This is a genomic window from Citreicoccus inhibens, assembly GCF_019039035.1.
Lineage (GTDB): Bacteria > Myxococcota > Myxococcia > Myxococcales > Myxococcaceae > Citreicoccus > Citreicoccus inhibens.
Window position 1 is genome coordinate 268,726 of record NZ_JAHNZT010000004.1, and the last position, 18,409, is coordinate 287,134.

21 protein-coding genes are annotated in these 18,409 nt (G+C 68.4%); 7 read left to right on the forward strand and 14 right to left on the reverse strand.

Annotated elements, in window-relative coordinates:
* The first annotated feature begins 4 nt into the window (after nt 1-4).
* From KRR26_RS07625 to KRR26_RS07635, 3 genes are all read left to right on the forward strand, one after another.
* On the forward strand, nt 5-1,651 hold the full coding sequence (locus KRR26_RS07625; RefSeq protein ID WP_120205867.1) for a long-chain fatty acid--CoA ligase: 1,647 nt from the start codon (nt 5-7) through the stop codon (nt 1,649-1,651).
* An 85-nt stretch (nt 1,652-1,736) separates the two neighbouring features.
* Entirely contained in the window at nt 1,737-2,255 is a 519-nt protein-coding gene (locus KRR26_RS07630) for an FHA domain-containing protein (protein ID WP_120205865.1), read from the forward strand.
* Between the two features lie 207 nt (nt 2,256-2,462).
* Nucleotides 2,463-3,407 (forward strand): hypothetical protein, encoded by a 945-nt coding sequence (locus tag KRR26_RS07635; protein ID WP_120205863.1) that lies wholly within the window; start codon nt 2,463-2,465, stop codon nt 3,405-3,407.
* Nucleotides 3,408-3,437: 30 nt separating this feature from the next.
* Here KRR26_RS07635 and KRR26_RS07640 read toward each other — a convergent pair whose 3' ends face one another.
* Nucleotides 3,438-4,112, reverse strand: a complete 675-nt coding sequence (locus tag KRR26_RS07640; RefSeq protein ID WP_120205862.1) for a class II aldolase/adducin family protein — start codon at nt 4,110-4,112, stop codon at nt 3,438-3,440.
* Complete coding sequence (gene mtnA, locus KRR26_RS07645; protein ID WP_120205860.1) at nt 4,109-5,224, reverse strand: S-methyl-5-thioribose-1-phosphate isomerase; 1,116 nt, start codon at nt 5,222-5,224, stop codon at nt 4,109-4,111. The genes KRR26_RS07640 and mtnA overlap by 4 nt, the downstream gene beginning before the upstream one ends.
* A 427-nt stretch (nt 5,225-5,651) precedes the next feature.
* Here mtnA and KRR26_RS07650 point away from each other — a divergent pair, with 427 nt between their 5' ends.
* Nucleotides 5,652-5,963 (forward strand): hypothetical protein, encoded by a 312-nt coding sequence (locus tag KRR26_RS07650; protein WP_217079490.1) that lies wholly within the window; start codon nt 5,652-5,654, stop codon nt 5,961-5,963.
* A 169-nt stretch (nt 5,964-6,132) separates the two neighbouring features.
* Here KRR26_RS07650 and KRR26_RS07655 read toward each other — a convergent pair whose 3' ends face one another.
* The 3 genes from KRR26_RS07655 to KRR26_RS07665 all read right to left on the reverse strand — a co-directional run bounded on the left by KRR26_RS07655 (nt 6,133) and on the right by KRR26_RS07665 (nt 8,817).
* Nucleotides 6,133-6,513 (reverse strand): nuclear transport factor 2 family protein, encoded by a 381-nt coding sequence (locus KRR26_RS07655; RefSeq protein ID WP_158611455.1) that lies wholly within the window; start codon nt 6,511-6,513, stop codon nt 6,133-6,135.
* Nucleotides 6,514-7,176: 663 nt separating this feature from the next.
* Nucleotides 7,177-7,683: a hypothetical protein gene (locus KRR26_RS07660; protein ID WP_147422946.1), complete on the reverse strand. Its 507-nt coding sequence runs from the start codon at nt 7,681-7,683 to the stop codon at nt 7,177-7,179.
* A 420-nt stretch (nt 7,684-8,103) separates the two neighbouring features.
* Nucleotides 8,104-8,817, reverse strand: coding sequence for a hypothetical protein (locus KRR26_RS07665; protein WP_217079491.1), 714 nt, complete (start codon nt 8,815-8,817; stop codon nt 8,104-8,106).
* Nucleotides 8,818-8,867: 50 nt separating this feature from the next.
* On the opposite strand from KRR26_RS07665, the gene KRR26_RS07670 reads away from it, so the two are divergent.
* Nucleotides 8,868-9,428, forward strand: a complete 561-nt coding sequence (locus KRR26_RS07670; protein WP_120205851.1) for a MarR family winged helix-turn-helix transcriptional regulator — start codon at nt 8,868-8,870, stop codon at nt 9,426-9,428.
* Between the two features lie 181 nt (nt 9,429-9,609).
* Here the strand turns inward: KRR26_RS07670 and KRR26_RS07675 are convergent, their stop codons facing one another.
* From KRR26_RS07675 to KRR26_RS07700, 6 genes are all read right to left on the reverse strand, one after another.
* Nucleotides 9,610-10,131: a DUF1993 domain-containing protein gene (locus KRR26_RS07675; RefSeq protein WP_199723769.1), complete on the reverse strand. Its 522-nt coding sequence runs from the start codon at nt 10,129-10,131 to the stop codon at nt 9,610-9,612.
* Nucleotides 10,132-10,199: 68 nt separating this feature from the next.
* A complete protein-coding gene (locus KRR26_RS07680) occupies nt 10,200-11,084 on the reverse strand; it encodes an S-methyl-5'-thioadenosine phosphorylase (protein ID WP_120205850.1) in 885 nt (294 codons plus the stop codon).
* A gap of 34 nt (nt 11,085-11,118) precedes the next feature.
* Nucleotides 11,119-11,817, reverse strand: a complete 699-nt coding sequence (gene mtnC, locus KRR26_RS07685) for an acireductone synthase (protein ID WP_217079492.1) — start codon at nt 11,815-11,817, stop codon at nt 11,119-11,121.
* Nucleotides 11,814-12,356, reverse strand: coding sequence for a 1,2-dihydroxy-3-keto-5-methylthiopentene dioxygenase (locus KRR26_RS07690; protein ID WP_120205846.1), 543 nt, complete (start codon nt 12,354-12,356; stop codon nt 11,814-11,816). Before KRR26_RS07690 ends, mtnC begins: the two co-directional genes overlap by 4 nt.
* Entirely contained in the window at nt 12,353-12,985 is a 633-nt protein-coding gene (locus KRR26_RS07695; protein WP_236068375.1) for a methylthioribulose 1-phosphate dehydratase, read from the reverse strand. The genes KRR26_RS07690 and KRR26_RS07695 overlap by 4 nt, the downstream gene beginning before the upstream one ends.
* A 136-nt stretch (nt 12,986-13,121) precedes the next feature.
* Nucleotides 13,122-13,475: a cupin domain-containing protein gene (locus KRR26_RS07700; protein ID WP_120205844.1), complete on the reverse strand. Its 354-nt coding sequence runs from the start codon at nt 13,473-13,475 to the stop codon at nt 13,122-13,124.
* A 170-nt stretch (nt 13,476-13,645) separates the two neighbouring features.
* On the opposite strand from KRR26_RS07700, the gene KRR26_RS07705 reads away from it, so the two are divergent.
* Both KRR26_RS07705 and KRR26_RS07710 read left to right on the forward strand, forming a co-directional pair.
* On the forward strand, nt 13,646-14,086 hold the full coding sequence (locus KRR26_RS07705) for a CBS domain-containing protein (RefSeq protein ID WP_120205842.1): 441 nt from the start codon (nt 13,646-13,648) through the stop codon (nt 14,084-14,086).
* Nucleotides 14,087-14,224: 138 nt separating this feature from the next.
* A complete protein-coding gene (locus tag KRR26_RS07710; protein ID WP_120205840.1) occupies nt 14,225-14,482 on the forward strand; it encodes a hypothetical protein in 258 nt (85 codons plus the stop codon).
* A gap of 54 nt (nt 14,483-14,536) precedes the next feature.
* On the opposite strand, the gene KRR26_RS07715 is transcribed toward KRR26_RS07710, so the two are convergent.
* From KRR26_RS07715 to KRR26_RS07725, 3 genes are read right to left on the reverse strand one after another with little or no spacing between them, the layout of a single operon-like run.
* The gene (locus KRR26_RS07715) at nt 14,537-15,805 is read right to left on the reverse strand and encodes a serine/threonine-protein kinase (protein ID WP_217079493.1); all 1,269 of its coding nucleotides are present in this window, start codon (nt 15,803-15,805) and stop codon (nt 14,537-14,539) included.
* 51 nt (nt 15,806-15,856) lie between these two features.
* Complete coding sequence (locus tag KRR26_RS07720; protein ID WP_120205836.1) at nt 15,857-16,573, reverse strand: response regulator transcription factor; 717 nt, start codon at nt 16,571-16,573, stop codon at nt 15,857-15,859.
* 1 nt (nt 16,574) lies between these two features.
* On the reverse strand, nt 16,575-18,398 hold the full coding sequence (locus KRR26_RS07725) for a sensor histidine kinase (protein ID WP_120205834.1): 1,824 nt from the start codon (nt 18,396-18,398) through the stop codon (nt 16,575-16,577).
* Nucleotides 18,399-18,409 lie beyond the last annotated feature (11 nt).

Below are 18,409 nucleotides of genomic sequence, written 5' to 3' on the forward strand. Positions count from 1 at the left end.
GCCGATGCTCACCGGCCGCATGATGGACTTTCCGCTCACGCTGACCCACTTCCTGGAGCGCGCGCGCACGTACTTCGCCCGCTCGGAGATTGTCAGCCGCAACCCGGACAAGTCCTTGCATCGCTACACGTACGCGGACTTCTACCGGCGCACGTGTCAGCTCGCCCATGCCCTGACGAAACTGGGGGTGAAGCCGGGCGACCGGGTGGCCACGCTGAGCTGGAATCACTATCGGCACCTGGAGGTGTATTTCGGCGTGCCCGCCATGGGCGCGGTGATGCACACGCTCAACCTCCGCCTGCACCCCACGGACCTGGGCTACATCGCGCGCCACGCCGAGGACCAGGTGGTGGTGGTGGATCGCTCGCTGCTCCCCCTGCTGGAGAAGTTCCGAGGCGCGGTGCCCTCGCTGAAGCATGTCATCGTCGTCCCCGATGACGGGCCCGTGCCCGAGGGCATGCTCGACTACGAGCAGCTGCTCTTGCCCGAGCCCCCCCACTTCGACTTCCCCCGCCTGGACGAGAACTCCGCCGCGGCGCTCTGCTACACCTCCGGCACCACGGGCAATCCCAAGGGCGTGCTCTACAGCCACCGCTCCACCGTGCTGCACACGCTGGTGTGCTGTCTCCCCGAGGTGCTGGGCCTGCGCGAAGCGGACACCGTGCTCCCCGTGGTGCCCATGTTTCACGCGGCGGCCTGGGGCCTCCCCTTCGACTGCGTGGCCACCGGCGCGAAGATTGTCTTTCCGGGGCCGCACCTGGATCCACAGTCGCTGCTCGACTTGATGGCCGAGGAGAAGGTGACCATCGCGGGCGGCGTGCCCACCATCTGGCTGGGCATCCTCGCCCTGCTCGACCGCGAGCCGAAGCGCTGGGACCTCCACGCCATGCGCACCATGGTGATTGGTGGCTCGGCCGCGCCGCCGTCGCTCATCGACGGGTTCCGCAAGCGCCACGACCTGGAGGTGCTGCACGCCTGGGGCATGACGGAGATGAACCCGCTGGGCACGCTGGCGCGCCTGAAGGGAGACCTGCACCACGCCTCCGCCGAGGCCCAGCTCGCGGCCAATGCCTCACAAGGCTTCCCCGTCCCTTTCGTGGAGACGCGCCACGTGAGCGACACCGGCGAGGTGTTGCCCTGGGACAACGCGACCATGGGCGAGCTGGAGGTGCGCGGCCCCTGGGTGGCGGCCTCCTACTTCAGCAACGAGGGCGGGGACCGCTTCTCCGCGGATGGCTGGTTCAAGACAGGCGATGTGGTCACCATCGACCCTGAGGGCTATTTGCACATCACCGACCGCAGCAAGGACGTCATCAAGTCCGGAGGTGAGTGGATCAGCTCCGTCGCGCTGGAGAACGCGCTGATGAGCCACCCCGCCGTGCTGGAGGCCGCGGTGTTCGCGGGCCGGCACGCACGCTGGGACGAGCGCCCACTGGCCGCGGTCGTGTTCAAACAGGGACAGCAGGCCACGAAGGAGGAGCTGGCCGCGCACCTGGAGGCGCTCGTCACCAAGTGGTGGCTGCCGGACGACTACCTGTTCATCTCGCAGATTCCGCGGACCTCCACCGGCAAGTTCCTCAAGACGAAGCTCCGCGAGGACTACGGCGACCACCTGCTCAAGACGCCGGGCGCCTCCCCCACACGAAGCTGACCACGGCCAGGGTCGGCGCGGCCCTCAACAGAGGCGACCGCGCCGGCCGCACCGAGCGCTGGCGCGGGTGTAGAACGGGGAGCGCATGCCCACCGTCAAGCAACTGCGCCCCTTCGCCCGTGCCCCTCTGGCCAGTTTCCTGGAAGCCTCCGGCGCGGTGGTCCTCATCCAGCAGCCCCCCGAGCCCGTCTTCCAGCAGGTGGCCCTGCGCCTGGCCCAGGCCCGCACCGTGGGCATGGCGCACCGCTCCCGCCTCGTCGAGCGCCTGCTCGTCATGCTCCAGGGCTTTGACGCGCTGAACGTCCATTTCCTCCGCCCGGACCATGACGGCCAGGAGCTGACCGTGGGCCGACTGGAGGACTGCAAGCTGGTCGTCCATGACCCGTCTGTCTCCAAGCAGCATGCCGTGCTGCGTTGGCACGCCGCGGCGCACACCTGCTCCGTGCGGGACTCCGGCTCCATGAATGGCACGTGGCTCAACACCCGCTCGCTGAACGAGGGGGAGGAGTGGATGCTCAATGACGGCGATGCCTTGGGCTTTGGTGACGCGCAGTTCCTCTTCCTCCGCGCCGAGACCCTCCACGCCCATCTCCAGGCGGGGTGAGCGCGTCTGACATTGCGCGTCATCCATTCTGTCGACACCGTCGAATTTCATCGACGAGAGAAATCCTGACACACTCGCGGTCAAGTCCAACCCAGTGGGGTATGGACAGACAACTCATTGCGTCATTCATGCGACGCAACTCGCGGCGGTTGATCCAGGAGAATTGGAAATCGTTGTCACTTTTCATCCAATTCCGCAGGAGCTGCCATGAACCCCCTCGAGCGCGGCCGTAACATCCTCAACCGGGTCCGGACCGGTGCAGAGCACGCTGTCGACAATGTGAAGCACACGGCGCAGAACACCGCGCACCAGGTCGCCGAGGGTGGCCGCAAGGTCGGTCAGGCGGTCGACGCGTTCGAGCACAAGGTGGAGGCGAAGGCCACCACGGTGAAGGAGCTGTTTGGCAAGGGCAGCCAGCCGGATCGCCAGTATGACGGCCAGTTCGTGGGCGCGGGGGGCCAGACGTTCCCGCCCAACACGCCGCTGTCGTCCATCCCGGGCGTGACGCCGCGCAACAACCCGAACCCGAAGGAGACCGTCGTCTACGTCAACGGCATCCTCACGGAGAAGGCGACCCAGTCCTACACGCTCCAGGAGATCGCCGACAAGACGGGCGCGAAGGCCATTGGCATCCACAACGCCACGGAGGGCGCCGTCGCGGACGTCATCCAGTGCGCCAAGGACAAGCTCGACAAGGGCAAGAACCCGGCGGTGGACACGCTGGCGGACACGCTCTACTCGGAGCTGAAGGCCGGGCGCTCGGTGCACGTCATGGCGCACAGCCAGGGCGGTCTCATCACCAGCCGCGCGCTGGGTGACGTGGCCCGCCGGCTGCGCATCGAGGATGGGATGTCCCAGGCGGACGTGGAGAAGACCATGTCCAAGCTGAACGTGGAGACGTTCGGCGCGGCGGCCATGTCCTATCCGGACGGCCCCAACTACGTGCACTACATCAACACGAAGGACATCGTGCCCGGCGCGTTCGGCCTGGGCGATGGCAAGGGCCTGGACGAGTTCCTCCACCACCCCGGCAAGGGCGCCGTGGTGAAGCGCTTCACGGAGAGCGGCAGCCCCGTGCAGGCGCACTCCATCGACACCACGTACCTCAACCACCGCGTCCCGTTCGACCAGGCGCGCGCGGGCAAGTTCTAACCCGCGCTCACCCGCGGCCCGGCCCGCGCATCACTCCCGAGAGTCTTCGGGGAGCGCGGGCTGTTGGCCGTAGGTCTTGAAGCGGTCGATGACGCGCGTCATCTCCGCGCCGTCGAGCACCACTGGCGTTCCCACCTGCAGGGCCCGCCAGTACATGGCGGCCAGCGTCTCCACCTCCACCGCGAGCTTGAAGGCCGCGGGCAGGTCCACGCCCAGCGCCACGAGGCCGTGGTTGGCCAGGAGGCAGGCCTTGCGCCCCTCCAGCGCGACCAGGGTGTTGCGCGCCAGCTCCGCAGAGCCGAACGTGGCGTACTCCGCGCAGCGCACGTCCGTGCCCCCCGCGGCGGAGATCATGTAATGGAACGCGGGGATGCTCTTGCGCAGGCACGCGAGCGTCGTGCTGAACATGGAATGCGTGTGGAGCACCGCGCCCATGTCCGGCCGCGCCGCGAGCAGGTCGCGGTGGAGCTGCCACTCGGAGGATGGGCGTCGCCGTCCCTCGTGGCTCCCGTCGAAGCGCATGAACACGAGGTCCTCGGGGACGAGCGCGTCGTAGTCCATGCCGGTGGGGGTGAGCAGGAAGCCGCCCGCCACGCGCGCGCTCAGGTTCCCCGAGGTGCCCTGGTTGAGGCCCGCGCTGTTCATGCGCCGCGAGGTGGCGATCATCGCCTCGCGCAGCGCCCGGTGCTCCCCCGCCCCCGTCATGAGCCGGTGCCTCGCGCGGCCCGTCGCTCGGGGAAGAGCGACAGCATGCCCTCCTCGGTGGCGGGGCAGACGCCGCGCTCGGTGACGAGCGCCGTCACCAGCCGGGCCGGCGTCACATCGAAGGCGTAGTTGGCGGCGGGGCTGCTGGGCGGGGTGATGCGCACGGTCGCGATGTCTCCGGACGGCAGGCGACCGGACACCTCGCTCAGCTCCGTGCCCTCGCGCTGCTCAATGGGAATCTCCTTGAGGCCATCGCGGAGCGTCCAGTCGATGGTGGGCGAAGGCAGCGCCACGTAGAAGGGCACGCCGGTGTCCTTCGCGGCGAGCGCCTTGAGGTAGGTGCCAATCTTGTTGGCCACGTCGCCCTGGGCCGTCGTGCGGTCGGTGCCCACGATGCACAGGTCCACCATGCCGTGCTGCATGAGGTGGCCGCCCACGTTGTCGGCGATGACGGTGTGCGGAACACCGTGCTGGCCCAGCTCCCAGGCGGTGAGGCCCGCGCCCTGGTTTCGGGGGCGCGTCTCGTCCACCCAGACATGGACCGGGAGGCCCGCGTCGTGGGCCAGGTAGATGGGCGCGAGCGCGGTGCCCCAGTCCACGGTGGCCAGCCACCCCGCGTTGCAGTGGGTGAGCACGTTGAGGCGGCCCTGCTTGCCCTTCTTCTCCCATGCGGCCTGGAAGAGCTTCAGCGCGTGCTCGCCGATGGAGCGGTTGATGGCGACGTCCTCGTCGCAGAGGGCGGCGGCGCGGCGCCACGCCTCGGCCTCGCGCTCGGCGGGCGGCAGGGGGGCGAGCGCCGCGAGCATGCCGTCGAGCGCCCAGTGCAGATTGACGGCCGTGGGGCGCGTGGCGCGGAGCATCGCGTGCGCGGCCTTCAACCCAGCGTCCGAGGCATCCACGCGGAGGGCCAGACACAGGCCATACGCGGCGGTGGCGCCGATGAGGGGCGCGCCGCGCACCAGCATGCTCCGGATGGCATGAGCCGCCTCCTCCGCCGTGGAGAGCCGCACCTTCACGAAGGCATGGGGCAGGCGGGTCTGGTCGAGCACGCCGACGGACACACCGTCGGACTCGACCCAGATGGAGCGCATCGGGTGGCCATTCACCTTCATGGAGCGTCGTTCCTCGGGGAGCGGATTCTCCCCAGAAGGTAGCAGCCCCCGGTGCGCCGCCGAAAGGACTCCGCGCGGCGGATGGAGGTGGGGCGCACACGGTCTCCGAGAGGGGCACGGCGCCCGCCCGGTCGCGCAGCCGAGCGTCAATCCAAGACATCGCCCGACTTGAATCCGGGGCACCAGTCCCCGGCCCACGTCACGCGGCCGTGACCTGCCGCCAGCTGCGCGCAGTCGACTCGCACCCGGGTCCAGGCGGGGCGAGAGGACACGCCACGGACCGACTGATATTCTCGTATCGGCATCCGTCCGGCCGCGCACTTCGTGCAAGACATTTCGCCTGATTCACTGGACGGGCGGTACGCCGTTGCATTGCATCTCGGACTTTCCCCTCGCGGTCCCAGACGTTCTGCCTTCGGAGCCCACCATGTCTCGATTCATGAAGTCGTTCCTCGCCGTGGCCAGCCTTGCCCTGCCCTTCGCCGCGATGGCCGGGCCCAATCCCTATGGAGAGTGCCTGGACGTCTGTGATTGGACGGTGCCGTGCAGCCGCTGGTGCACGGCAGGGTGGCCGGGGGACTGGCACATCTACACGTGTGCCACGCATGGTCCGGACTGCGCTCCGGGCCTCGCCGCGGAGCCGACCGAGCAGGAGCGCCTCCTCATCAACTGGGACCTGGAGGCCACCTGCCACGAGGCCACGCCCGAGCCCCAGCCCGCTCCTGCGTCCCAGCCCTGAAACACGCTCGGCGGCACGACCGTCTCGCAGCACGCCATGCGCTCCTGCTGAGTTCGGCAGGATGAGGCTCGATGCGACCTGATGGATGACCCAGAAGTGAAGCGCACGTCCTGAGCGACAGCGGTCCCCTCCGCAGCGTGCCATCTCACTGCGGAGGGGTGCTTGATACCTATTCCTTCACGTCCATGCGGAAGGTCTTGGAGACAACCCTCCAGTCGCCGTCCTTCGAGCGCAGCATGGTGAGGCAGTCCGTGTAGTAACGCGGGTGGATGGAGAGCTCCACCTTCACGAACGCCATCTCCGGTCCCGTCAGGTCGAGAGACACGATGCGACCCGCGCGCGCGAGCCCTCGCGATTTCGGTGAGGGCCTGCTCGCCACCAGCTCCAGCCACTGAGCCCGCGGGACAATCCGAACGCCGCCCTCCTCGTTGATGGAGTAGACGTTGCACAACTCATGAAAGACGGTGCCGAGCTTCTGCGTATCGCCCTCGTGAAGCCCATCAAAGTACGTCTGAATCAACTGCGTAACCGCCTGAATGTCTTGGCTCACGTATTCTCCAATGCCCAGCCTTCACCGCGCGCCGTCGCGACGTGGTGCCCTGGGTCCATGCCCCATGGTGTGGTGGAGCCCACCACTAATCCCCTGTGCTTCCGGGTGCACGCCCATGCACGCGAACATTGAAAAAAGAGAAGCACATCCATCCACCGCCAATACTACCCGGACAAATGAAACCAGTATCACCCGGGCAAATGAATCGAGCGCGGCTCCCACGCGCAGCCAGTAGGCGTCGGGGACGAGTTCACAGCCCCTGCCCCGCAACGTGGGCTGGCCCTTGCCAATGGCCGGGCCAGCCTTGACTCTCGCGAAAGGCGAACGTCCGGCAGTCGCAGCTCGAGGTGAGCGCCGTGCGCCTCGCAATGGAAAGCGTCGCGACAGCTTGATGATGGCGGCGACAGCGAATCAATGCCAAGACACGTTCAATTGGAGTGACTACACGCCTGAGCAAGGCCCACAGAAACCCGCTCCCCGCCTCGGAACTCCAACGGTAGGAGCATGGGTCCGAGACGAAACGACGCGATCCGCGCGGGCTCCTATCGGAGGTCCCTTCGCCATGGCGAGCAGAGGAGATGAGGCTCAAACCCTCCGTCGCTGGGCCGGCAATCTTGACGCCCGTGAGAGAGCGCTCCGGTCGATGCGGCCCATTGCCCTGGGTCACTCGAGGTTGATTCGCCCGGGTGCGCCCGCGGTGCCCGTCACAGTGTGGCACGAACCGCATGCTCCGGTGCTCTGGGGCGTGCTCATGGCGCGCTCGACGCTCCCGTGGGTCACCCGGGCGGTGAACGGGAACGCGAAGTCCTGGGCATCTCCGGCGCGAAGGTAGAAGTTTCCCGCGGCGTTCGTCGTCAGCGTGTACGCCTTCTGCTTGGCGTCGGTGATGACGACCTGGGCACCCTCGACACCCGCACAGTCGTTCGCCTCATGCGCGGCGGAATGGACCGTGCCCGCCACCACGAATCGGGGGGCATCGGCTCGCTGGGAGTGGCACTGGATGCAGTCACCTCCGGGGTGCATCTCGGAGGAGCCGCTGTCTCCTCCCGTCCACTTCTTTCCAGAGGCACACTCGGCGGTGCTCACGGACTCCAGACTTCCACCACCGCACCCCACATGAAAGCTCCCGAGCACACACCCGAGAGCCGCCAGCGACCAGCGGCGAAGCATGCTGGACCTCCCCCTGAAAGGCACTGCCTCGACATCGCCTGCCATGACCTGTTCTCCAGTGAGTCCATCCACGCGGACTCGAACGATAGCCCCACGACTTACATCATCGTAAGCGACGGTCCAGAATGAGAGACTTCTCATGTTCCTCTCACTGGCGAGCTGGCGCGGCAGGAGCGCGGCGCCCTCCCCACGAGCGCCGCACGTTCGAATGCCTGGAGCCGCTGAGGGCTCCCGGCCGCGGCGCTTCGATGCGTGGCGGCGTCCTGGGATTGGAATACGAGGAGGAGCGGCACGACGAGCGCCGGAGCCCGGTATCACAGGGCCGTGGAGACTCGTGAGCGGTGAGGTGGAGGAAGGAGGGAGCGCCCGCCGCCGGCTGAATGGGGCCCTCTGTCCGTTCACGACGCTCGCGCGGAGTGCCTACGCGTTCGACGACACCGCGCGCCCCTTTGGGAGCGCGGAGCCCGTTCGGATGAGCCAGACAAAGGCAGGGAAGCGCGCCAGGGGCAGCAGATAGGCCGCGGCGGGGAGAACCAGCGAGAGCGCGGACAGCTCCGCCAGGGACGCCACCACGAGCCCCATCACCATCAACGTCCGCGACAGCAGTCCGTGCAGCCCCGCCGAGACCGCCACGCCCGCGATGAGCAGGCCAATCCCCACCGCGTAGCCCGGGCCTCCCGTCAAGAACGCGAGCACGTGGAACGCTCGCACCACGGCTGGCGACGCCGCGATGCCCGGCTCCGACAACACCCACTGCGCCAACGCCGAGGCCCCCATCCAGAACGACGCCAGGAACCCGCCGTACAGCGCGATGGTCGTCCCCGCCACGTTCACCCCAAGGAAGCGCAGCCGACTCACCACCGTCGCCGTGAAGATGCCCAGCGGCACCGACGCGCAGAACTGCAAGAACGCGCTCGTCCGCACCGCGACCCCGTTCGCCGTGAAGTACGCCAGCGAGAGTTCCTCGAGCTGGAACGGAGAGGGGAACGGCGTCCCCTTCGCGATGGCGAGCGACAAGCCCAGGCTCGCGACGAACAAGGCCGCGAAGATGGAGCCCACCATCACCAACGGCGGCCCCGGGTGCTTCACCACCACCAGCTGCGCCTCTTGATTGTTCTCTCTCATATCGTTCACCCAGTGAACGATTCATCACTCAAACCATATGGACACGCTAGATTCGATTCATGAAGAAAGATGAAGAGGCGCGGCCGGCCCCGGGCCGAGAAGGCGGGTCGACCGCGTTCCTGCTCGCGCAGCTTGGCGCCCATGCGGCCTCCCGGTTCGCCGAACACCTGGGTCCCACCGGCCTCTCTCCGCCGCAGGTCGGAATCCTGCGCGCCATCGGGAACGGCGCGGGCTCCAGTCAGCACGCCCTGGCCAAGCGCCTGTCCATCCTCCCCAGTCGCATGGTCGTGCTCGTGGATGAACTGGAAGGCCGCGGGCTCGTCGAGCGGCGCGACAACCCCGAGGACCGGCGCCTCTATGAACTCCACCTGAGCCCGCGAGGCCGGCAGACCCTGGAGTCCGTCGGCCGCATCGCGCGCGCCCACGACGAGGCCCTCTGCGCGGCGCTCGACGAGCGGGAGCGCGGCCAGCTGCGCGCCCTGCTCCTGCGCATCGCTGAACACCAGGGCCTCACCCCGGGTGTCCATCCCGGCATGCGACACGTCGGGAAGACCACCTCGGATGCACCTCAAGCGCCCTCGGGAGGAAGGGGCCGCCGCCCCAAGAAGGGCCCGCCCTGACGCCGTGCCGATTCCCCCCGGAACCTCCGCGCGCGGCCGTCTCCAGGTGCCGCGCGACGTTGCGCGGCGCCATGCGTCCGCACCCGCCATGCCCGGCAAGGTGCGCGGCCACGAAGAAAGGGACGCCCCTCCGCGCGAGGGTGCGTCCCCTGTCGACCACCGCGCCTTCGTGGGCCTCGGCTCAGAGGTCGTGGGTCTTCAGCTCTCCGAGATACTGGGCCTTGCCCAGGTCCACGCCGTTGTGGCGCAGGATGGAGTAGGCCGTGGTGGCGTGGAAGAAGAAGTTCGGCAGGGACATCTGGGTCAGGTAGTCCATGCTCTTCATCCCCTTGCCGGGCATGAAGCTCAGCGGCACGGTCCGCGCCGCCGCGCCCTCGAACTGCTCGGGCTTGAGCGTGAGCAACCAGTCCCGCGTCTTGTTCAGCCGCGCGCGCAGATCGTCCAGCGTCGTCTCGGTGTCCTCATAGCGAGGCGGCGTCACCCCCGCGAGAAGCCCGGACGTCCCCTTGGCGATGTCACTCAGGATTTGAACCTGGCGGATGAAGGCGAACTGGTCCGGCGCGAGCCGCGCGTTCAGCAGGACCTGGACGTTGAACTTCTTCTGCTCAGACAGCGCCACAGCGCGGTCCAACCAGACGTGCACCTGGGACAGCGTGCGGAGGAACATCGGGACGGTCAGCTCGTAGGCGTTCATGCCGGCCATTCTGCGAGGCCTCTCACGTTCGTGAAAGGCCTCTCCGCATGTATGGCCTTGCCCCACCGACCGGCGGACTATTGCTTCAGGACCCGACCCGCCACGGCGGACAGCTTCTGGAGCACCGCGGGGTCACGCGCCTCCGGGGCGGTGATGAGCGCGTGGTCCAGCGCCGTCTGGCAGCCGTGCCGGCACGGCCCCTGGTGCGCACCCAGCAGCGGCGCCACGTTCTTCACCAGCCCGCGCGCCTTGCCCGCGTTCCCCAGCAGCACCGCCACCACCTGGTCCACCGTGACGGCGTCATGGCCCGGGTGCCAGCAGTCGAAGTCAGTGACCATGGAGACGCTCGCGTAGCAAAGCTCCGCCTCTCGGGCGAGCTTGGCCTCCGGCATGTTCGTCATGCCAATCACGTCGCAGCCCCAGCTCCGGTAGAGCTTGCTCTCCGCCAGCGTGGAGAACTGCGGCCCCTCCATCACCAGGTACGTGCCGCCGCGCACCACCTTGAGGTCCAATCCCTCACACGCGGCCATCACCGCGTCCCCCAGGCGCGCGCACACCGGCTTCGCCATGGACACGTGCGCCACCAGCCCGGTGCCGAAGAAGCTCTTCACCCGCGCGAAGGTGCGGTCCACGAACTGGTCCACCACCACGAAGGTTCCCGGCGGCAGGTCCTCGCGCAGGCTGCCCACCGCGGAGATGGACAGGACGTCCGTCACCCCGGCGCGCTTGAGCGCGTCGATGTTCGCCCGGTAGTTCAGCTCCGAGGGCGGGATGCGGTGCCCGCGGCCATGGCGAGGCAGGAACACCACCGGGTTCCCGGCGATCTTCCCGAAGCACAGCTCGTCCGAGGCGTCGCCAAAGGGAGACGCGACGCGGCGCCAGCTCACGTCCGTCATTCCGTCAATCTGATACAGGCCGCTGCCACCGATGATGCCGAGGACGGGCGTGGAGGGATTCGACATGGGGATGCGCGCTCCGGTACGGAAAGTGAGGAGTTCAGGCCCTGAGAGCCCATGGGTCGAGTTGCTCGAAACTGGGGTAGGCCGGGTGGCCATGGCCGGGCCGAATCACCACCTCGCCTCGGTCCAGACACGCGGTGCGCAGGCCCGCGCTCTTCGCGGCGTCCAGCTCCGCCACGTTGTCCGACAGGAAGAGGAGCTCCCCGGGAGGCAACCCCACCGCCTGCGCGATGCGCGTGTAGGAGGGTGACTCCTGCTTCGGGCCGGTGGTGGTGTCGAAGTAGCCGGAGAACAGCGGCGTCAGGTCCCCCTGCGTGCTGTAGCCGTAGATGAGTTTCTGCGCGGCCACGCTCCCCGAGGAATAGACATACAGCCGCAGCCCGCGCTGATGCCACTGACGCAGCCCCGCCGCTGCGTCCGCGTAGACGTGGCCGTGCAACTCGCCGCTCGCGTAGCCCGCCGCCCAGATGAGGCCCTGGAGCGTCTTGAGCGGGGTGACCTTGCGGTCCTCGTCCAGCCACTGGAGCAGCAACGCCACGACGGCGTCATCGCTCGGAGCGCCCCCCGCCAGCGTGCGCGCGGAGTCCAGACACGCGCGGACCTCGGGCTCGCTCCGGTGCGCGGCCACATAGGCCGCCAGGTGGCGACGCGCATGAGGGAACAGCACGTCCTTCACGAAGGAGATGGAGCTGGTCGTGCCCTCGATGTCCGTGACGATGGCGCGCAGGTCGCTCACGGCTCGTACTTGGGAAAGAGGTCCGCGATGGCGTTGCCCGTGAAGTTCCCCACCCAGCCATCCGGCCGGATGAAGAAACGGATGGCCGCGAACAGGGGCTGAGGCCCCATGTCGAACCAGTGGCGCATGCCCTCGGGGACGCTGATGAGGTCGCCGCGCGTGCACACCACCTGGAACACCTTGTCCGCCGCGTGCAGGTAGAAGCAGCCGCTGCCCTCCACCATGATGCGGGACTCGTCCTCGGTGTGGGTGTGCTCGGAGAGGAACTTCTGGCGCGCCTGCGCCGCGTTGGGCGCGTCCGGCTTGATGCGCACCACGTCCACCGTGTTGTAGCCGTGCTCCGCCTTCTCCGCGTCCACGACGCTCCGGTAGGCCGCGAGCACCTCGTCCTGGCCCGCGCCGTCCGGCAGCGCGACGGAGGCATCCACGCGGCGGAAGCGGACACCAATGGACTTCAGCTCGCGCCCGATGTCTTGCGTCTCGGTGAAGACACCCAGCGGCTTGGGGGAGGACTCCTGATAGATGGTGAGGCTGCTCATCGACGCACCTTCATCTTCTCGAGTTCGTAGGTCAGCAGATGCTCCAGCGCCACCGTGTGGCGGCGCGCCTCGGCCATGTCGCGGCCCCAGGCATACAGGCCATGTCCCGCGATGAGATACGCCACCAGGTCCGCGCGCTGCGCCAGCACCGCGGTCACCTTGTCCGCGAGCCGAGGGATGTCCTGGTCGTTCGGAAAGATGGGAATGCGGACCGTCGTCTCGTGGGTGCGCGTGTTGCCCAGGGCCTTGAGCAGCTCGAAGTTGCTCAGCTTGATTTCACCCTCGGCCTCCAGCATCGAGGAGAGCAGCGCGGACATCACCGAGTGCGTGTGCAGCACCGCCTGGGCCTCGGGGCGCTCGCGATAGATTTGCAGGTGCAGCGGCGTCTCCGCCGACGAGCCCTTGGGCGGCGGGGCGTGGATGTCCGCCACCAGCACGTCCGACTCGGTCAGCTCGCCCTTGTCCACCCCGGAGCGCGTGACGGCCGCGGTGCGTGAATCCAGGCGGCGGGAGAAGTTGCCACTGGTGGCGGGTACGAAGTTCCTCACGCTGAGGAAGCGCCCCACGTCCACGATTTCGCGGGCGGCTTCGGACAGGGTGGCGGCGACTGCCGGTTCGGCGCTCATCATCCCCTCGGGAAATCCATGACGCGACGCGAGGTCGCGGGACCGCGGGGAGCATAGTCCGGTGTTGACGGGTGCACCAAGCACGCATGAAGACGCGAGAAATCGCGATGTTACGGCGTCTCACGTTCTCACGACGTGGCTAGTGTGACGGCGAGGTGGCGAGCGACTCGACCTGCTCGGTCGTGGGGTAGGCCGGTGGACCGTACACGTTGAACGTCACCGCCTCGACATCCCCCGCGTTGAGGACACGCAGCGCCTCGCCAGCGGGGATGAGGAGCAGGTCTCCGCGCCGCATCAGGCGGGTCTCCCCCTGCAGCTCTACCTCCACCAGTCCCTCGAGCACGAGGAGGACCTGGTCGCTTCCCTCATTGGCCAAGGGCGCGGGGCTGCTGGCGCCGCCGGGATCCAACCGCATCACGGCGGCCTGCGAGCGCTTGCCCGTCAGCAAGACGTCGAACCACGAGGACTCTTCCGTCACGTTCCGGATGTGCATGCCCCAAGCGTGCGCACCGCCTGGCCCGCATCCAGGGCACACAGGCCCGTCCCCTCCCCTGCTCTCCGGGCGAGGGCGCCGCCGCTCGCAGCGATGCGTCTGGGGGAGCGAGTCCTGGCACCCCACGTTGGGTGAGGCGAGCCGTGTCCACCCATGCCCGGAGGCGTCCCATGAAGGTCGAGGACATCATGACCCGAGATCCCGTCACCTGCATGCCGGACACGAGCATGCGTCAGGCGGCGCAATGGATGGTCGAGGGCGACTGTGGCGCGCTGCCCGTGGTGGACAGCGACGGGCTGCCGGTGGGCGTCATCACCGATCGGGACATCACCTGCCGCGTGGTGGCCCAGGGACGAGACCCGGCGGCGCTGACCGTGAACGACGCCATGACGCCGAACGCGGCCACGGTGTTCGGGGACACGACCGTGGCCCAGTGTCTGGAGTTGATGGAGGCCGCGCAGGTGCGGCGCATGGTGGTGCTGGACGATGACGGCGCGGTGTGCGGAATGGTGGCGCTGGCGGACATCGCGCGCAGCGCTCGGCCCGAGGAGACCGCGACGTTGCTGCGGGAAGTCTCGCTGGGGACCTCCAGCGCCTCTCAGACGGGGTGAAGCCACGCGGCGTCCCCACCCGGTGCGTGTGATTGACGGCTCCTACTTGAAACAAACACGCGAACGGGTTTGATTGCGCGGGTCCCGGGGAGTCGGTGTGCCCCCGGGGCTGTCTCGCAACGAGGGAGGACACACGCGATGAAGACGATGACGAAGGCGATCCTGGGTGCGATGTTCCTGATGGCGACTCCCGCCCTGGCCAATGACAGCTATCACGTCTACAAGACGTCCAATGGCGAGTGTGAAATCGACACGCGCGACCACGCGAAGATGAAGGACCAGCGTGGCACGGACCAGTGTATGGGTCACTTCAGCAACCGCACGGACGCGGAGAAGGTCCGCTCGTCGCAGGTGAAGTCTGGCTCGTGCAAGTGCCCGAGCGGGAACAACTGCTAGTCGAAGCCCCGAGCCCTGGCGTCGCGCCAGGGCTCACCTCTTCCGCCGGGAACGTCAGCGGAACAGCGCGGTGAACAGCGACATGCCCAGATTCACCGCGGAGGCCAGCCCCAGCGAGAACAGCGCGCCGGTGACGAGGACCACGAGCACCGGGTGCGCATCCACCACCCTCAGCATGCGATGCAGGCCGTTCTTGAGGAGCGTGCGCTGGCAGTGCACCTGGATGCGCCCGTCCAGCACACCCTGGAGTGACGTCACCATCTCCTCCACCGAGCCGTAGCGCTGCGCGGGGTCCTTGTAGAAGCCCTTCATCACGAACCACGCCAGCTCGGCCGGCACGGGCGGCTGGTTCGTCGTGCGATGCAGGTCCTGCATCGAGGGCAGCACTGACTCCACGCCCTTGAAGATGTCCTCCAGGGTCTTGCGGCCCTCCAAGTAATGGCGCAGGCAGAGGAACTCGTGGAACACCACGCTGAGGCTGTAGATGTCACTGCGCACATCCATCGTCGCGTGGCTTCCCCGCGCCTGCTCAGGAGACATGTACAGCGGCGTGCCCATCACGGTGCCCTGCTGTGTGTGCGGCGACGTGGTCTCCGGACTGGGCAGGGCCGGTGGGGCGGCATGGCGCATGGCCACGGGGAGCGGCGGGGGCGCGGACTCGGAACCCGAGCGCACGCGCCGCGCGAGCCCCCAATCGAGCACCGTCACTTCACCGAACGGGCCCACCATGATGTTCGCTGGCTTGAGGTCCCGGTGGATGAAGCCCTTGCGGTGCGCGTAGGAGACGGCGTTGAGGACGCCGAGGAAGATTTGCATCCGCATCGTGTACGGGAAGCGCGCGTGGGCATCCGGGTCGCCTCGGCGCAGCCGCGCGATGATGGATTCGAGCGTCTCGCCCTCCAGGTGCTTCATCACGAAGAAGTACCGGCCGCGCTCATCCACGCCCACGTCGTGCAACGGGACGATGTTCGGGTGATCGAGCTGGCCGACGATGCGAATCTCCTCCACGAAGCGCAGCACCCGGTCCATGTCCGCGCCGGGGTGCATGCGCTTGAGCGCCACCTGTCGATCGATGTCGTGGTCCTGGAGCAGGACCACCTCGCCCATGCCTCCTTGGCCCAGGGGACGGACCTCCTCGAAGCGCTCGCGCGCGAAGGGGACCACCGCGGGCTGCGCGCCCTTCCACTCCACGCGGGGCAACACCGTGTTGCGCGGCGCCCCGGACGGCGTGCCCAGCGGTGCCTCATGGGTGGAGCCCGAGGACAGCAGCGTGTCCTCATGGCCCATGTCGGTGGCGGCGTGCTCCAGGAGCGTGTTGGACATGGCCCCTGAGATAGCAGGCCGCCTCGCGCCACGCACCCCGCGCCCGGGGTTTCACGCCGGCGCGACGGCCTCGCCCTCGACCTCCAACCGATAGCCCACGCCTCGCACCGTCTGAAGACAGAAGCGCGACGCGCTGTTCCATCGCAGCTTACGCTTCAGGCTGGAGACGAAGTTGTCCACGGTGTGAGGGTCCACCACCACGTCCGCGCCCCACACCGCGTCGAGGATTTCATCGCGGCGCAGCGCGCGCTCCCGCTCGCGGATGAAGAAGGCCAGCAGGTCGAACTCCTTGCGCGTCAGCTCGATGGGCTCGCCCGAGGGGTGCTCCACCCGACGCCCGGCGAGGTCCAGCGTGTAGCCCGCGAACCGGACCGTCTTCGCCTGCGCGCCTCCCGCCCGGCGCACCAGCGCCCCCACGCGCGCCAACAGCTCGCGCAGACGGTAGGGCTTGCCCAGGTAATCCTGCGCGCCGGACTCGAAGCCGCGCACCACGTCATCCTCCAGCGTTCGCGCGGTGAGCATCATCACAGGCACCGTCTCCCCCTCGTCCCGCAGGGCGCGGCACAGCGAATAGCCATCCCCATCCGGGAGCATCACGTCCAGGAGGATGAGCTGGAAGGGGCGCCGGGACAGCTGTTCGCGGGCCTCGCGCACCGACGTCGCCTCCTCCACGACATAGCCCCCCTGGTGCTCCAGGTTGTCGCGCAGCGCGAGCCGCAGATTCGGATCATCCTCGACGACGAGGATGGCGAGGGTTGATGCATTCATGTCAGCGCTCCGGAAAACTCAGCTCGAAGGTGGTGCCCTCGGGGCTCGATGCGGCGACCCGCAGCGAGCCACCGTGCAGCGCGGCGATGCGGCGACAGAGCGAGAGCCCCAGGCCGCTGCCCGGCACCTCTCGCCGGCCCACGGAAGGCAAGCGACGGAACTCGTCGAAGACGTGCTCCCACTCGGACTCGGGGATGCCCACGCCATTGTCCGAGAACCGCAGGCGGCCTCCCGGAAACACTTCCACGCGCAGGATGACGGGGTCGCGGTTGTTGTAAAGACAGGCATTGCGACCCAGGTTCGCCAGGAGCAAGCGCAGCAGCTGCGCGTCGCCGTGCAGCCCGTGGTCGCCCACCTCCACGGACAGGGACACCGGCACCTGGGTCCAGCCCTCCAGGTCCTGGCGCAGCCCCGCGAGCAACTCGTCCCACCGCACCGGGGCGAGCTTCGGCGTCCAGCGCCCCTTGTCGATGCGATTGAAGGACAGCAGGTTCTCCACCAGGAAGCCCAGGCCGTCCGCCTCGCGGATGATTCGCGCGGGGTAATCCCTGGCGCCCGCGCCCTCCGCGACTCGCCACTCCAGCGTCTCCGCGAGCAAGCGGATGGAGGCGAGCGGCGTGCGCAGCTCGTGCGAGACCGTGGCCACGAAGTCGCTCTTGAGCTCGAGGAAGCGGTGCTTCCGGTGCTGCGCCAGGAAGGCCAGGCCCGCGATGACGAACGCGAGCACCGCGCACATCCCCACCATGAACGACTTCAAGGCATGACGCCGCGCCAGGGCCGCCTCACCGCGAGCCCACAAGGGTGACTCGACGGAGACGGGCAGCGACGCGAGCAGCAGCACGGGCTCATCCCCGGGCAGCGTCACCGTCCCGTCCTCGCTCAAGAGCCCTCGCTCGCGCATCTCGCGCGTGAGGGCTTCCAAGTGGGCGGGCACGTTCACCGTGACGCCTCGCACGATGGCGCCTCGGTCCGGCTCCAGGTACCAACCGGACCGCGCCAGGACGGGCCCGTCAATGTGCTCCGGCAGGTCCAGGGGCGCGGTCGCGAGTTCTTGCGCGCGCGCCTCGAAGTCCTCCGCGGGGATGCCCAGGCGCATCGACAGCGTGGTGATGCGCTCGCGGAGGAACTGGAAGTCCGCCGCCGTGAGCCGTGAGCGCTTGAGCAACAACAAGCGCTGCAAGCCCTCCATCCCCACCGAGCCCGGCCCCCCGCGCCAGCCCTCTCGCACCAGCGCCCGCATCACATCTGGCAGCAGGTCTCCCTGGGCAGCCACGCGCTCCACCACGAGCAGGAGCGAGGGCAGGTCCCGCCAGGAGGCCAGCATGTAGTGCGTGCGGTGGAAGAAGAGCGCGCCCAGGGCCTGCATCGTCGCCGCGGTCCGGCCCTTCGCCGCCAGCGTGCGCTCCACGCTCTTCATCAACGCGAGGCGCTCGGCCCAGGGCCCCTCTCCGGCCTTCGTCACCTCCGTGCCAGCGCGCAGCCGCGCGTAGCGCTCTTGAGCGGGCGTGGCCTTGGACGGATTGAAGCGCGCGAGCCGTGGGAGGAGCTGCTCGTCGTGCTCTCGCAGATAGAGCCCGGCGGCGGGCAGCAGCGGCTCCCACCGCGCGGCCTCCAGCGAGTGCCGAACGCCCTCCAGCTCCCGCCGCAAGGACTGTCGCAGCGACGCACGGGCATACTGCTCCAGGGCCTCGCGCTGGGAGCGCAGCGCCGCGCGGGCGTCGTCGCGCTCGGCGATGAAGATGCGCTCGAGACTCCACAAACCCACCCCGAGCCCGGCGAGGCCGAGCACGAGGGCGATCAGGGTGGGCAACAGCCGGCGAGTCATGCGGAGGGAGA